We start from the raw sequence: 14,280 nt of genomic DNA, 5'->3' as shown, positions 1-14,280 counted from the left end.
CGGGCTCAGATTAGGCACGAAGCGGTCCTCCGGGGCGCGGGTCGGGTCGGGCTCAAAACGCCCAACGGTGACGACGAGGCCCGACAGATCGGCAAAGCCGGCCTCGGTCATGATTTCGGCAACGATCTCTTCGGCACGGGCAGGATTGGGGACGGCGCTGATGGCGGCAAGGTCCACCGTGGACTGGATGACGCGCCTTTCGTGGTAGAGCGCGGCAGCGTCAACGGCGATGGCCCCGATGACCCCCGACAGCGAAAAGGCCGTGGCAAACAGCACCGCCATATTGCCGCTTCTGTCGCGGAGGAACGAGGAAATCACAGCCCGCCCTGCCGGATCGTTGCGCCATAGACCATGTAGCGGCTGGGCATGGGCAGGGGTGGATAGAGGTTCCAGATCGGCAGTTCTATGGCGTCATAGCGCAGGGCGACGCGATATTGCGTGGGGTCGCCGGGATCATCGCCAATGGCATAGGTCAGGAATTCCCGGTCGAGCAGCATGTAGTCGCCGGCATGGCGGTCGAGATAGCGCCCGACCAGCGCGTCGCGCTCGGTCCTGTCGAGCCCGGCAATGGAAATGCGCGCCGCATCGGCGGCCAATTGCTGGAGCGAATGGGCCGCGCCGAAATAGAGCCCATAGGCCAGCATGCCGCACAGCATCATCAGGTAGACAGGCGCGAGGATGGCAAACTCGACGGCGGCCCCACCTTCATTGTCGGCAAGCAAGCGTGGACGGTGGCGTGTCATTCCAGCCTCCCGGACCGATCATGGTCGCTCCATGCTCCGCCTTTCCTCTTCTCTGAGGCGTGAATCCGCAGCCCAGAGGAAATCCGCATCCTGATCGGGCATTTGCTTATGTGCTCTGGGGCGGTATAGGAGGGGCGAACCTTCGGAGAGCCCTGTGGCCGCCCGCAATTTTCTCTTTGCCCTCGATAGCCACGACGTTGCGCTGACCCGGTTTCTCGAAACCGCGGCGCGGGTCACCGGCTTTTTAAAGGGCGCGCCGGGCGAGGCGCTTCCCGGCTGGTACGTGCCGGGCGGGGACAATGCGCTGTTCCTGCGCGAGCTCTATGCACGGCTCGAAGCGACCTATCCCGCGGCCGGCCAGCCCTTCTATGCCGTGCGCCTTCTTACCAATCTCTTCTGGCAGCCGGCCTATGTCGCCGTTATCGGCACCCATGTGCATGGCGCCCTGCCGCAACTCTTAAGCGTGAGCCAGCAGGTCAAGGGGATCGACGTCAGCGGCTTTCGCCTGCCGCCTGGACCCCAGTACAAGGCCGATCTCGATAGCCTGGTCCTGCGCGCCGGCACTGATCTCCGCGCCTTCGCTGATGGGCTGCTTGCCGAAATCAACGCTATCACCAAACTCAAGCGCGTGCCGGCGCTGCGGCTCGTGACCGATCGCATGCTGGGACTGATGCTGCGGCTTCGCGATTATGTGCCGGGAATGACCGTCGAAGAGCAGCGCCGCCTCTGCGGTCTCTGGCTCTCAGCCATGGACCTCGTCGGGCAGGGGGATCTTGAAACCCTCGACCTCTCGGACGGCCGCCAGGTGTTGATCACCGCGCGAAAAGGCTGCTGCCTCGATTATCTGGCGTTTCCCGATGCCTATTGCAGTTCCTGCCCCAAGCAGGACGACGACGTGCGCCTTGGCCGGCAGCGCGCCGAGGCGCTGGCCGAACTCGACGCCTAGAGCGTTTTCAGGAAAAGTGGCTGCCACTTTTCCGGTTCGAAAAGGCGACAAACAACGGTTAGTCGAAGACCTCGTCGGGATAGACGCCCCAGATTTCTTCCTGGCGCACATAGCCCGAGAAATTGGCGCGTTCGCCCGGCTGCCCGGCGCTCACTGTGCACCAGTCGCCATCGCATTCGGAGATGTTGACGCGCACACCGGGCGAGAGCCGCGCCCGCACCCCTGACTCGGTCGTCGGCGAAGCATACATATCGACTTCGCCATTGGCAGCGACGGGGGTGACATAGCCGGCGCGCGTCCCGACGAGCAGGCTCTGGTGCACCCAGCCCTCTTCCCCGTCCATGTCGCGAATCTTGCGCCAGGTGTCGAATTCCTGGACGATTTCGACCGGCACGCCGGAAACCGTATAATTCCAGGCAATGTCGTATTTCGTGCCGGGGCCGACACGCACATTGATGGGGTTGGAGCGCGTGGAAACAAACCGCGGCAATTTCAGCCCCGAAACCGATTCGGCCTGGGCCCATGCAACAGGCGCAGTCGCGAACAGGCTCGCCAGCACCAGCGGCAAAACGGCGAAAAAGCGCGGAAAAAGTATACGGGCACGGCCCGAACTGGCGTGCGAAATGAACATGACTTTGCAGACGGATTGGAATTGCCCTATCACTACGGCATGATCCTTAACGGTCCTTAAAGGATAGGCGCACGCCGTCCCTTTGTGATCAGGTCGCAAGGCAAGCATGACATCGAGCAAACCGAAAATACTGGTGACTCGTCGCCTGCCCGAGACCATCGAAGCGCGCATGGCGACGCTTTTTGAGACCGATGTCAATGAAACCGATCAGACCCTGACCGCCGACGACATCCTGGCCGGTGTCGAGGGCAAGGACGTTCTGGTCTCCACCATCACCGACCGGATCGATGCCGATCTCATCGCCCGCCTGCCGCAGAGCGTGCGGCTCATCGCCCAGTTCGGCAATGGCGTCGACAATATCGACCTTGAAGCGGCCTGGGCCGCGGGCCTGACCGTCACCAATACGCCGAGCGTTCTCACCGAAGACACTGCCGACATGGCCATGGCGCTGCTGCTGGCCCTGCCACGGCGGCTGGTTGAAGGCTCGCAATTGCTGCTGCGCGATCGGTCCTGGGCCGGCTGGTCACCCACCTCCATGCTGGGCCATCGGCTGCGCGGCAAAGCGCTGGGGATTGTGGGCATGGGCCGCATCGGCACGGCGGTGGCGCAGCGCGCCCGCGCCTTCGGGCTCAATATCCACTACTTCTCCCGCAATCGCCGCCCGCCGGGCGTTGAGGACCCCTTGGGCGCCACCTATTGGCTCGAGCTTGAGCCCATGCTCGAAGCGGTGGATATCGTGTCGCTCCACACCCCGCTCACCCGCGACACGGCCAATATTCTCTCGGCCGAGCGGCTCGACCGGATGAAGCCGGGCGCCTATGTGCTCAATGTCAGCCGGCCCGAACTGGTCGACGAAGTGGCATTGATCGAGCGCATCGAAACCGGCCGTCTTGCCGGCGCCGCGCTCGACGTTTTCGACAATCGCAAGGGCATCAATCCCAGGTTGCTGGGGTTGGCCGAGACCAATCAGGTGGTCCTGACCGGCCATATGGCTTCAGCCACGCTCGAAGCCCGCGTCGAGATGGGCGAGACCGTCATCGTCAATATCCGCACCTTCATGGATGGCCACCAGCCGCCGCACCGGCTGCTTCCCGAAAAGCCGCTGCCAAGGAGTGCGCGGGGCTAGGGCAGACAAGGCGCATCGCGCCATGTGTTGCAGCTTTCCTTCATACGCCGCTTCATCATCACGCCGCCAACGCGTTCATCTTGCGCCGAAGAGACTTCCTTTCTAATCGTGCGCACAGCAGTCGGCCTTTGGGGGCTTGGGCCGGACTGCACCTGTCTTTGGGCTAAGGAGTGCCCCGTGACGCCGTTGAGAACCGTTTTCCTCGTTCTTGTCGCCTTGGGCGCCGCTATCATGCCGGCTACGGCGCAGATTCGCAGCACCCCGCCCCTCGTCGAAGAAAACGGCAAGCTGGTTCTCGATGCGCTGGGCCATCATCTGGCTATGCCCCGGCCCGACTGGCTGACCGGCGAAGACGCGGCGCTCGCCCGGGTGGAGGCGACGTTCCTCGCCGAGGACGGGCAGGCTCTCCTTGAAATCTATCCCAAGGGCGAGAGCGAAGCGCTCTGGACCACGCTCTACGGCGCGCGCATCAGCCGCGACGAGAACGAAAGAACCCTAGCCGACTATCGCGCTGCCCTGATGACGCTGCACGCCAATAGCTGCAAACCCGAACTGACCGGCTTCTTCCAGCTCGGCCAGGACAATGGCGACAATGACCTGGCGCCGCTCGGCTTTGTCTGCGGCGCCTATGCCGATCGGTATTCCACCTATGCCGGGCTCGGCGAGGTCATGGTCGCCAGCTTCCGGCGCTCCGATACTGGCGTCGCCATCATCTATCAGGAATGGCGCGGCAAGAGCTTTGATCCCGGCGATCCCAAGACCTGGCCGGTCGCGACTGACATCGTCCAGGCCCGGGCCAACCAGCTCGCGGCCGAGGTCACGCTCAGCAAGGCGGATTGACGGAAGGGCCCTAAAAGCCTAATCCGCTTGCCCATGAAAAAAGACAACAAGCCTCTGGGCCCGAGCCAGCGTCAGCTGCGCGTGGGCGAACTTGTCCGCCATGCGCTGGCGGAGATTTTTGCACGCGGCGATATCGAAGATGAAGCGATGGTCGGCGCGGTGGTCACCGTGCCCGAAGTGCGCATGTCCAATGATCTCAAACTCGCCAGCGCCTATATTATGCCGCTTGGCGGGCAACATGCCGAAGAGATCGTCGCGGCGCTGAACCGGCACACGAAATTCGTGCGTGGTCGGATTGCGCCCAAGCTGAACCTCAAATTTGCCCCCGATATCCGCTTCTTCGTGGACGACACTTTTGAAGAAGCCGGCCGCATCGACGAATTGCTGCGCTCGGATCGCGTCAAGCGCGATCTCGACGATGACGGTCAAGACGAAGAATAAACGTGACCGAACAGAAGAAATCCAAGAAGCGCCCCATTTCCGGATGGGTTGTGCTCAACAAGCCTTATGACTTCACCTCCACCCAGGCGGTGGGCAAGGTGCGTTGGCTGTTTTCCGCCGCCAAGGCCGGCCATGCAGGCACGCTTGATCCCCTCGCAACCGGCATCCTGCCCATTGCGCTGGGCGAAGCCACCAAGGCCGTGCCGCAGGTACAGGACGGCACCAAGGTCTATCGCTTCTCCATCGTCTGGGGCAGCGCCACGACGACCGACGACCGCGAAGGCGAGGTAATCGCCACCTCGGACGTCCGGCCCGAGCGCGACGCACTCGAAGCCGTTCTGCCCCGTTTCACCGGCCTCATCATGCAGCGCCCGCCGATCTTTTCGGCGCTCAAGATCGATGGCGAACGCGCCTATGATCTCGCTCGCGCCGGCGAAGTGGTGGAACTGGCCGAGCGCCCCATCGAGGTCGACGCTCTTGTCGTCCTCGAACACGGCGCCGAGCAAAGTGTGCTGGAAGTCACCTGCGGCAAGGGCACCTATGTGCGCTCGCTCGCCCGCGACATTGCCGAGGTGCTGGGCACCCGCGGCCATGTCGGCAGCCTCCATCGTGCCGCCGTCGGTCCGTTCACCGATGAAGATGCGGTGACGCTTGAAGAACTGGAAGCCGCCGAAGCCGGCGACGCCCGCGACGCGCTCCTCGCCCCGACCGCGGCCGGTCTCGTCGACCTCCCCGAAATCCGCCTCGATGCCGGCCAGGCCAGTGCCGTGGGCAATGGCAATCCCGTGCTGCTGACGGGCGCTGCGGCCCCGGCTCAGCTCGATGAATGCTGGGTGAGTTTCAAGGGCAAGGTGCTGGCGACGGGCTCGGTCGAATTCGGCCAGTTCAAGCCGCGGCGCGTCTTTCACTAGCCCGCCCTGGCACGACACTCTTTGGTAGTCGTCATTGCCGGGCTCGTCCCGGCAATGTATCTCGCCCCAAGCGTGGACCACCGGGACAAGCCCGGTGGTGACGACTGATCGGAATTGGCTGATGTCAGGCGCTTCTAAACCAGCGCGTCCACATCCTTGGCGAGCGGAATGGCCGGCTGCGCGCCCGGATTGAGGCAGGCGAGGCTTCCCGCCACAGCAGCGCGGCGCATGGCTTGCTCCAGCGTCATCCCGGCATCAAGGCTTGCGGCGAGATAGCCGCAGAACGTATCTCCCGCACCCACCGTATCGACCGGCGTCACCTTGTAGGCCGGCACGGAAAACTTGCCCTCGGGCAAAACCGCCCGCGCCCCATCGGGACCAAGGGTAACGACAATGGTGCGTCCGGTCTTTTTGACCCACTCATCCATGGCCGCATCGAGTTCCTCGATGCCGCGGCCCGAGAGCAGCGCAAATTCGGTTTCGTTGGCAACAACGATATCGGCCAGCGGCGCGAGTTCCGGCGTGTCGGCCAGAAACGGCGCGGTATTGAGCACGCTGCGCGCGCCCTTGGTCCGGGCAATCTCCAGCGCCTTGCGCGTTGCGGTCTGTGGTACCTCCTGCTGCAGCAGGATCGTATCGTTGGCGCTAAGGCCACCCAGCGTCCGCTCGGCATCCTCGGCGCTCACTGTGCCATTGGCGCCCGGCAGAATGGCGATGACATTTTCGCCCGCGCTATCGACAAAGATCATGGCAATGCCGGTTGCGGCACGCGCTTTCCGCATCTGGCTGAGGTCCACCCCGCCTTCCTGCAAAAGCTTCAGCGCCATATCGGCAAAGGCGTCGTCGCCCACGGCCGACACATGGCGCACATCGGCCCCGGCGCGGCGCGCCGCCAGCGCCTGGTTGGCGCCCTTGCCGCCCGGCGCCATGGAAAAGGTGCCGCCCGCAACGGTTTCGCCGGGTGCCGGCAGACGCGAAACGGTGCCGACCTGATCGAGATTGGTAGAGCCGAAAACAACGATCACTTGAGGACCTTTTCGATGGTGTTCCAGTTGCGCATGGTGTCGAGCACGCCCTTGCCGAGCTTGGCATAAAGCGGCTTCAGCACCTCCTCGACGCCTTCCGTATAGCGCCCATTGGGCTGGCGATAGCCGGCAATGTAGATTTCCTTGGGGTCGATGCGGACGATCTCGGTATGGCCCGGCTTGTCATCGATCACCACGCCCTTGGGCAGCGGTTCGTCGAACATCAGCACGTGCTTAGTTACGTCGGCCGCGGAATCGATCCTGTCAAAGGGATGCTCGGCGAGCATTTCCTTGATGTCGTCTTCGCTCCGCAGCACAACGCCGACCTTGAAGCCGAATTTCTGTTCGATGGTTTTTTCGAGGAGCGCCTTGCTCTCGACCGGGGCGGCTTTGCTGAGAAAGCGCACATTGCCGCTGGCAAGGATCGTCTTAACATCCGAAAAGCCCGCCTCTTCGAGACAGGTCTTCAGTTCGGCCATCTTCATCTGGCGCTTGCCAAGATTGATGCCGCGCAGGAAAGCGACGTCCAAAGCCATGTCCCGCCCCTCCTCCGGCGCAAACATCTGCCGCCCGATGTAGCACCGGGCGGCAGGGGATTGGAAGGCTCAGGAGGCGACAGGCGCCAGTTCTTCGGGACTATCGTCGCGCTGCACAAACATGGCCTCGAGCAGCGACAGGAGGACGATGCCGGCCAGCATGATGCCGACGGTGATCGAGACGCGCTGCACCACGACTTCAAAAGCCGAATTGGTGCCATAGATCGAGGACAGCACCACCACCAGCGCCACCGAGCACACATACTGGTAGTATTGCGGCCGCGCCGGCCCCGTCGTCATGCGATCGATCAGCACATAGGTGATCGCCGCGAGCAGCAGCAGCAGCACGATGAACTGCGGCACGAGATTGTAGACGAACAGCGCCACGATGCCGACGATCGCTCCGATAACAGTGCCGCCACCGCGATCCACCACCTGCTCCAGACGCCCGCCATGGTCGGGTTCGGCACAGACGAAGACCATCATGATCGGCGCGATAAGCAGGCTAATATTGTTGGTCGCATAGGTGGCGATGAGCACGGCGAGATAGACCGCGACGCGGATACCCAGTTCCACAGCCGGATTGCGCGACACATGCGGCTTTGGCCGCTCCACATGCACCCGCTTGGTCTTGGGTGGAAACAGCAGGTTGGTGACAACCGCCGCCACACCCACCATCAGTCCGCCCGAAACCATGCTGTCGCGAATGGCGACCAGCGCATATTCGTTGTAGAGCGCGGAGATCGACATCATCGCTGGAAAGACGGTCAGCATCATGCCGGCGCGTGAGCCACGGAACAGCATGAGGGCAATGCCGCCCGCTGCCAGCACCACATTCATCATGATGAAGAGCATGGGCTCGTTGACCGTCACCGCGGCGAGCCACGAAAAGATGATGGCAATGATCGGCAGCATGATTGGACCGGCAAAGGTGCGCGGCGTCAGGGCGCCGCGCTGGCCGGAGAGAATGCTCATGCCGATGGCGATGGGCAGCATGGGCTGGCTCATGCCCAGCGGTTCTGCCAGCGCGAACAGCAGCACCACGCCGAGCATGGTGCGGAGCGCGAGATAGGGATCTTCCAGCGGGTCGACGCGCGGCAGCGTTTCCATTTTAGTTAAAGCCCGACATCACGCTCGACAGGCCGAGCATGGTCCGCGCAATGGCCGGCACGAGGCCGCCTTCATCGGGCAGGATCAGTGCCGCGGCTTCTGAGCCGATACGCACATTGGGCGGCAGCGAAGCGGGGTCGTCGATGCTGACACGCACCGGGATCTTGCGGGCCGGGGGGAACCAGCGCGTGTCGGTCGAGGACTGGGCAAGGCCATTGGTCGAGGTGCGGCCGCTCGAAATGCCCCAGGCGATCGAATCGACCGTGGCGTCGAACTGCTGTCCGGGCGCGGCTTCAAACACCACCACGGCCTTGTCGCCGGGCTGCACGTTGACGAGCTGGTTCTCGCGGAAGTCGACCAGCACCGAGCCGCGATCCCCGGAAATGAAGGTCATCACCGGCGAACCGGCAGCGACGAACTGGCCCTGGGTGAGCAGAAGGTTGGACACATGCCCATCGGTCGGCGCCACAACCGTGGTGCTTTCGAGCGCAAAGCGTGCCTTTTCGAGCCCGGCCTGCGCCGCGCGGAAATTGGGATTGGTATCGTCGAGCGCGCCGGCCGAGGTGGTGACGCGGGTCAGTTCGGCCTGTGCGGCAGCGACATTAAGTTCGGCCGTCTGGAAATTGCCTTCAGCCTGGGTCTTCTGGGCGTCGGTGACAAGGCCGCGATCATACATCTGCCGCGTGCGCTCGACTGCATCCTTTGCCGTCACCAGCGCCACGTCGGCCTGGCTGAGCTTGGCCTGCGTGGCCGGAATGGCAGCGCTGGCCGAGGAAATATTGGTCGAGGTGAGGTCGAGCTGCGCTTCGGCCTGAGCCACGTCCATGCGGAACGTCGTCTCGTCGATGCGGAACAGCGGATCGCCCGCCTTGACGCTCGAATTGTCCGTAACGAGCACTTCGGCAACCGGGCCGGCGACGCGCGGACCGATCTGGGTCACATTGCCCATGACGGAACCGCCCGAGGCGAAGGGCGCGTTATGGTCCGACAGCGGATACCAGGCGATGGCCCCGCCCAAGATAACGAAAAGGCTCAGGCCCACGACGCGCGCCTTCTTGCGGCTACGCGAGGGTTTTGCCGGTTCTTCGATGATTTCGGCGACCGTCACAGTCTCTGCCTCGGCTGGTACGGGCGGAACAACAGCGGGCCGGGTTTCGGCGCGGGTAGCGTTGGCGGCTTGAATGTCGCCTTCGGTCATAGGAGAAAGCTTTGCCATTTCGGTTTCTTCGATTGCTGGTGTGTTGGCAGTTATCTAGTCCCGAAAAAGTACCTTTGCAAGAAAGTATCTTTGCAAAATAGTAAAAACTGACTAAAGGAGGGGGCATGCAGGACCGGATCGAGCCACTGATGCGCGAATTGACCGACGAAATGAGCCGGGGCTACCGCGCCTTTTCGGCTGCCGCTGGCATCAACATGTCCGACATGATGGCCATTCGCTTCATCAGGGATCAGGACGGGCAGGCGACGCCGACGACGCTTGGCCGGCACCTCGGCATGACCTCGGGCGCCACGGCCATCCTGATCAACCGGCTGGAAAAGGACGGCTACGTGCTGCGCGAGCAGCATCCGAGCGATCGCCGCGCCACATTGCTGCAGATTGGCCCCGGCGCCGAGGAAATGGCGCTGCCCCTGTCACGCAGCGCCCAGCGCCTGCGCGAAACCGTTCTGGCGGATTATTCCCGCACCGACATCGAAGTCATCGAGCGCTTTCTCTCCGACATTGTCGTGGCGCTGAAGGCGCGCAATGAGGGGCTCGAACAAGAGCTGGCCACGAAGATTGCGGAGCGTCATCCTCGGGTCTGACCCGAGGGTGGCGATCACGCTACCCCTGCGGATAGATGGTTTCGCCCCGCGCCAGCATCTCGACGAAGCTGGCAATCTTCTTCTTGCGACCCGCCTCGGTCTTGAGGCTATGGACGCGAAAGGTCAGCGCGAAGCGGTTTTGTGCGCTGAGCTTTTCAAAAGTCTTCTGCGCATCGGCATTGGCCTTGATCGCCGCCAGCAGGTCCTTGGGCGAACCCATCGTGGTCTTGTAGGCCGCGTCCCAGCGCCCATCGGCCTTGGCGAGATCGACATGCGCCTCGCCATGCCTGGTCATCAGCCCCGCCTCGGTCAGCCGGGCGACATTGTCGCGATTGACCTGGCTCCACACCGATTTCGGGCGCCTCGGGCAATAGCGCTGCACAAAGCTCTCGTCGTCCCAACTCTTCCTGATGGCGTCGATCCAGCCCCAGCAGAGCACGGCATCGATTGCCTCGACCGGCGTGACGGTCGGCTTGCCCGTACCCTTCTTGAAAATGCGGATCCAGACTTCCGGTGCAGTGTCGTGATTTTTCGCGAGCCAGTCGTAAAACGACTGAAAATCGGGAAACTCGTGCAGGGCCTCAAGCGGCACTGTGACCGGGGCCATGAGGCTACTCGACCGTTTGCGGCGTCGTAAGGAACCCGGCGAGCTTGGCGTCGAGTTTTTCGCTTTCGGGCAGGGTCAGGCCAAGCTCCTCGGTCAGCACTGCACGAATCTCCTCGACCGAGGTCAGGGTGCGTTTTTCCGCCGCTTCGCCGGTTGGCTGCACCGTGAACTGGTCATTGTGCACTTTCAGCCGCCGCCCGCTCGGGGCCAGCGCCGCGCGCAATTGCAGCGTGAATGGGGAGGCGGGATTGCTCGAGAGATCTCGATTGATGTCCCACAGGTCCACCTCGGCCACCGGGTCGGTGGTAAAGACATAGACGCCGCGCCACTCTTCCCCGATCTTGACTTCAAGGGTCCAATTGGGATCGCCACCGGTCAGGCGGAAGGTCTCGTGCGGCGTTATCTGCTCGGCCCCGGCCCTGAGGCGCAGCGGCGTCGTCAGGCTCAATCCGCCAAAGCCGACATCGGCGATATAATTGGCGCCCTTGATATCGACGAGCAGCAGCATGTGGCTCGGCGGCGCGGCAATGGCCTCGGGGTTGGTCCAGATCACCCGCGCGAGAAGCGGCCGCACCTCATAGTCGAGATCGCCCAGGATGCGCATGAAGAGGAAATTGTGCTCGAAGCAGAAGCCGCCGCGCTTGTCTGTAAGCAGCTTCTTTTCAAGGCTCTGCTGGTCGAGCATCACCTGCTCGCCGATCAGCGGCCCGATATTTTCGAAGGGGATGACCGCCGGATGCAGCGCGTGCAGCAGTTCCAGGGTCTGAATGGTGGGTGCAATCGAACCGGCAAAGCCGATTCGCTCGAAATAGGCATTGAGATTGACCTTTTCGGGCATCGACCACCTTTGTCGCTGTTTCCTGGGCCCCACTATATGGGCAAAGGGCAGGCTTTTGTCACGGGGTGCACGACAGCTTCGACACCCGTTTGCCGTCATCCCCGGGCTTGACCCGAGGACGTTTCACTTGAAAGCGTAGCCGCAAGTGAAGAGCCCTCGGGTCAGGCCCGAGGGTGACGAACCGTGATATCGAAAATCAGACCGGCGCCTTGCGAACGCGGATGACCACGTCGATATGGGCCACTTCCATGCCCTTGGGGGGCAGGGGGAGGGCCTTGAATTCGACGGAAGAGGCGGGGATATCGATCATCCGCTGCTCTTCTTCCACAAAGAAATGGTGGTGGTCGGACGTATCGGTATCGAAGTAGGAGCGCGAGGCGTCGATCGCCACTTCGCGCAAAAGCCCGGCTTCGTGAAACTGGTGCAGCGTGTTGTAGATGGTCGCGAGCGACACGTTCACATCGGCCGCATTGGCTTCCGAATGCAATTGCTCGGCGCTGACATGGCGATGCGGGCCGCCAAACAGCAGTTCGGCCAGGGCAACGCGCTGTCGCGTGGGCCGCAATCCAGCCATACGCAACACTGCCGTCAGGCAGGGCGTGTGGGACGCAGGACGGTCGGCAAGGTCAAAATCGGTCATTGGGCCAGTGCTACTCGTCTCATTGGTCCATAAAATATGACACTACTTATAGTGGCGGCAGGGGTTTGAAACAAGTCGCCGAACTGTCACAGCGCAAGCCCGCTCCCGTCCCTCGGTCTTTGGGCTGGCTTGACCCCTTTTCTCCACCTCTATACGAGACAAGGCTTGAGCTTAGCGGGGATGGGTAATGGCGGACCGGCAACACGCATTTGGTTATGAAGAGCTTCTGGCGCATGGTCGCGGCGAATTGCCCGGCCAGATGGATGCGCGCCTGCCAGCGCCCCCAATGCTGATGTTCGACCGCATCACCCATATCGACGAAACCGGCGGCGATTTCGGCAAGGGCCTCGTGCGCGCCGAACTCGACGTGAACCCGGACCTGTGGTTCTTCAAGTGCCACTTTATCGATGATCCCGTGATGCCCGGCTGCCTCGGCCTCGATGCCGTCTGGCAGATGACCGGCTTCTTCCTTGGCTGGATCGGCCAGCCCGGCAAGGGCCGTGCCCTCGGCGGCGAAATCAAGTTCACTGGCCAGGTGACCAATGACGTCAAGGTCGTGGAATACGGCATCGACATCAAGCGCGTCATGCGCTCGCGCCTGACCCTCGGCATCGCCGATGGCTGGGTGAAGGCTGACGGAAAATTGATCTATGAAGCGAAGGACTTGCGCGTTGGTCTTTTCACCGATGCCCAGCTCCACGAGCAGAAGAGCGCCTGATCGGCCTTAATGCCGTACCGAACTGAAACTATATAGAGTGAAGCGCTCAGACCCATGGCGCCTTCACCAGACTAGAGCGAGGATTCTATGAGACGAGTAGTGGTAACCGGCATGGGTATCATTTCTTCGATCGGCAACTCGCTCGACGAAGTCACTGAAAGCCTGCGCCTGGCCAAGCCCGGTATCGTCTTTGCCGAAGACTATGCCGAATTGGGTTTCCGCTCGCAGGTCAAGGGCGACCCGCGTCTCGATCCGTTCGAAGTGCTCGACCGTCGCGTCACCCGTTTCATGGGCAAGGGCGCGGCCTGGAACTACCTTGCCATGCAGCAGGCCATCGCCGATGCAGGCCTTGAGGAATCAGACATTTCCAATCCCATGACCGGCATCGTCATGGGTTCGGGCGGCGCCTCCACCCGCACCATCGTCGAAGCGGCCGACGTCACCCGCGAAAAGAAATCGCCAAAACGCATCGGGCCGCTCGCCGTGCCCAAGGCCATGGGCTCGACGGCTTCGGCTACGCTCGCCACATCCTTTGCCATCAAGGGTGTCAACTATACGATCACCGCCGCCTGCGCGACCTCCAAGCATTGCATCGGCAATGCCATGGAGCAGATTATGCTGGGCAAGCAGGACATCGTCTTCGCCGGTGGCCACGAAGACCTCGACTGGACCCTGTCGAACCTGTTCGATGCCATGGGCGCCATGAGCTCGAACTATAACGAGACCCCCGCCAAGGCCTCGCGCTGCTACGACGCGGCCCGCGACGGTTTTGTGATTTCCGGCGGTGCCGGTGTGCTGGTGCTCGAAGAGTACGAACACGCCAGGGCGCGCGGTGCCAAGATCTGGGCTGAACTGGTCGGCTATGGCGCGACGTCGGACGGCGTCGATATGGTCGCCCCCTCGGGCGAAGGCGCCGAGCGCTGCATGCGCATGGCGCTCAAGAACATCAAGGCGCCGATCGACTATATCAATCCGCACGCCACCTCGACCCCGGTCGGCGATCTCAAGGAAATCGAAGCCCTGCGCGCCGTTTTCGGCAATGAGGGCAAGTGCCCGCCGATCTCGGCGACCAAGTCGCTGACCGGCCACAGCCAGGGCGCCACGGGCGTGCACGAGTCGATCTATTCGATCCTGATGATGCGCAATCGCTTCATCGCCGAAAGCGCCAATATCGACGTGCTCGACCCCGCTTTCGAAGACATGCCGATCCTGCGCCAGCGTCGCGACAACGTCGACCTCGGCCATGTGCTGTCCAACAGTTTCGGATTTGGCGGCACCAATGCCGCCCTGGTCTTCAAGCACCCGGACGCGTGACGCGTCGTTCCAGCCATTCACAATGAAATCCCCGCGTAAGCGGGGATTTTT

The 14,280-nt window shown here is 62.6% G+C and carries 18 protein-coding genes; 8 read left to right on the top strand and 10 right to left on the bottom strand.

Annotated elements, in window-relative coordinates; all coding sequences use genetic code 11:
• Together ABW043_RS05795 and ABW043_RS05790 are read right to left on the bottom strand one after the other, a co-directional pair.
• On the bottom strand, positions 1 to 282 hold a 282-nt coding region (locus tag ABW043_RS05795), incomplete at its 3' end, for a pilus assembly protein TadG-related protein (protein ID WP_353920277.1).
• Between the two features lie 32 nt (positions 283 to 314).
• Positions 315 to 743 carry a TadE family protein gene (locus ABW043_RS05790; RefSeq protein WP_353920276.1) on the bottom strand — a complete coding sequence of 143 codons (429 nt, stop codon included), beginning with the start codon at positions 741 to 743 and terminating at the stop codon, positions 315 to 317.
• A gap of 154 nt (positions 744 to 897) precedes the next feature.
• Between ABW043_RS05790 and ABW043_RS05785 the strand changes: the two genes are divergently transcribed.
• Entirely contained in the window at positions 898 to 1,689 is a 792-nt protein-coding gene (locus tag ABW043_RS05785) for a hypothetical protein (protein WP_353920275.1), read from the top strand.
• 58 nt (positions 1,690 to 1,747) lie between these two features.
• Here the strand turns inward: ABW043_RS05785 and ABW043_RS05780 are convergent, their stop codons facing one another.
• Entirely contained in the window at positions 1,748 to 2,320 is a 573-nt protein-coding gene (locus ABW043_RS05780; RefSeq protein ID WP_353920274.1) for an SH3 domain-containing protein, read from the bottom strand.
• 106 nt (positions 2,321 to 2,426) lie between these two features.
• On the opposite strand from ABW043_RS05780, the gene ABW043_RS05775 reads away from it, so the two are divergent.
• The 4 genes from ABW043_RS05775 (at position 2,427) to truB (ending at position 5,638) form a co-directional block, all read left to right on the top strand.
• On the top strand, positions 2,427 to 3,446 hold the full coding sequence (locus ABW043_RS05775; RefSeq protein ID WP_353920273.1) for a 2-hydroxyacid dehydrogenase: 1,020 nt from the start codon (positions 2,427 to 2,429) through the stop codon (positions 3,444 to 3,446).
• A 177-nt stretch (positions 3,447 to 3,623) separates the two neighbouring features.
• The gene (locus tag ABW043_RS05770; protein WP_353920272.1) at positions 3,624 to 4,286 is read left to right on the top strand and encodes a hypothetical protein; all 663 of its coding nucleotides are present in this window, start codon (positions 3,624 to 3,626) and stop codon (positions 4,284 to 4,286) included.
• 33 nt (positions 4,287 to 4,319) lie between these two features.
• Positions 4,320 to 4,727, top strand: coding sequence for a 30S ribosome-binding factor RbfA (gene rbfA, locus ABW043_RS05765; RefSeq protein ID WP_353920271.1), 408 nt, complete (start codon positions 4,320 to 4,322; stop codon positions 4,725 to 4,727).
• Between the two features lie 2 nt (positions 4,728 to 4,729).
• On the top strand, positions 4,730 to 5,638 hold the full coding sequence (gene truB, locus ABW043_RS05760; RefSeq protein WP_353920270.1) for a tRNA pseudouridine(55) synthase TruB: 909 nt from the start codon (positions 4,730 to 4,732) through the stop codon (positions 5,636 to 5,638).
• Between the two features lie 134 nt (positions 5,639 to 5,772).
• Here truB and ABW043_RS05755 read toward each other — a convergent pair whose 3' ends face one another.
• The 4 genes from ABW043_RS05755 to ABW043_RS05740 form a co-directional block, all read right to left on the bottom strand.
• Positions 5,773 to 6,663 carry a ribokinase gene (locus tag ABW043_RS05755; RefSeq protein ID WP_353920269.1) on the bottom strand — a complete coding sequence of 297 codons (891 nt, stop codon included), beginning with the start codon at positions 6,661 to 6,663 and terminating at the stop codon, positions 5,773 to 5,775.
• Positions 6,660 to 7,199: a DUF1697 domain-containing protein gene (locus ABW043_RS05750; protein WP_353920268.1), complete on the bottom strand. Its 540-nt coding sequence runs from the start codon at positions 7,197 to 7,199 to the stop codon at positions 6,660 to 6,662. The genes ABW043_RS05755 and ABW043_RS05750 overlap by 4 nt, the downstream gene beginning before the upstream one ends.
• Before the next feature lie 69 nt (positions 7,200 to 7,268).
• Complete coding sequence (locus tag ABW043_RS05745) at positions 7,269 to 8,309, bottom strand: FUSC family protein (RefSeq protein WP_353920267.1); 1,041 nt, start codon at positions 8,307 to 8,309, stop codon at positions 7,269 to 7,271.
• A 1-nt stretch (position 8,310) separates the two neighbouring features.
• Entirely contained in the window at positions 8,311 to 9,525 is a 1,215-nt protein-coding gene (locus tag ABW043_RS05740; RefSeq protein ID WP_353920266.1) for an HlyD family secretion protein, read from the bottom strand.
• A gap of 107 nt (positions 9,526 to 9,632) precedes the next feature.
• On the opposite strand from ABW043_RS05740, the gene ABW043_RS05735 reads away from it, so the two are divergent.
• Positions 9,633 to 10,112: a MarR family winged helix-turn-helix transcriptional regulator gene (locus ABW043_RS05735; RefSeq protein ID WP_353920265.1), complete on the top strand. Its 480-nt coding sequence runs from the start codon at positions 9,633 to 9,635 to the stop codon at positions 10,110 to 10,112.
• 19 nt (positions 10,113 to 10,131) lie between these two features.
• On the opposite strand, the gene ABW043_RS05730 is transcribed toward ABW043_RS05735, so the two are convergent.
• The 3 genes from ABW043_RS05730 to irrA form a co-directional block, all read right to left on the bottom strand.
• Complete coding sequence (locus tag ABW043_RS05730; RefSeq protein WP_353920264.1) at positions 10,132 to 10,719, bottom strand: YdeI/OmpD-associated family protein; 588 nt, start codon at positions 10,717 to 10,719, stop codon at positions 10,132 to 10,134.
• Between the two features lie 4 nt (positions 10,720 to 10,723).
• Positions 10,724 to 11,557: an arylamine N-acetyltransferase family protein gene (locus ABW043_RS05725; RefSeq protein WP_353920263.1), complete on the bottom strand. Its 834-nt coding sequence runs from the start codon at positions 11,555 to 11,557 to the stop codon at positions 10,724 to 10,726.
• Positions 11,558 to 11,753: 196 nt separating this feature from the next.
• Positions 11,754 to 12,197: an iron response transcriptional regulator IrrA gene (gene irrA / locus ABW043_RS05720; protein WP_353920262.1), complete on the bottom strand. Its 444-nt coding sequence runs from the start codon at positions 12,195 to 12,197 to the stop codon at positions 11,754 to 11,756.
• A 187-nt stretch (positions 12,198 to 12,384) separates the two neighbouring features.
• On the opposite strand from irrA, the gene fabA reads away from it, so the two are divergent.
• Both fabA and fabB read left to right on the top strand, forming a co-directional pair.
• Complete coding sequence (gene fabA, locus ABW043_RS05715) at positions 12,385 to 12,915, top strand: 3-hydroxyacyl-[acyl-carrier-protein] dehydratase FabA (RefSeq protein WP_353920261.1); 531 nt, start codon at positions 12,385 to 12,387, stop codon at positions 12,913 to 12,915.
• Between the two features lie 87 nt (positions 12,916 to 13,002).
• On the top strand, positions 13,003 to 14,229 hold the full coding sequence (gene fabB / locus ABW043_RS05710; RefSeq protein WP_353920260.1) for a beta-ketoacyl-ACP synthase I: 1,227 nt from the start codon (positions 13,003 to 13,005) through the stop codon (positions 14,227 to 14,229).
• Positions 14,230 to 14,280 lie beyond the last annotated feature (51 nt).

This window comes from Devosia sp., from assembly GCF_040509215.1.
GTDB lineage: Bacteria > Pseudomonadota > Alphaproteobacteria > Rhizobiales > Devosiaceae > Devosia.
The sequence above is the reverse complement of the archived record's forward strand: the minus strand, read 5'-3'. Positions and strand labels throughout refer to the sequence as shown.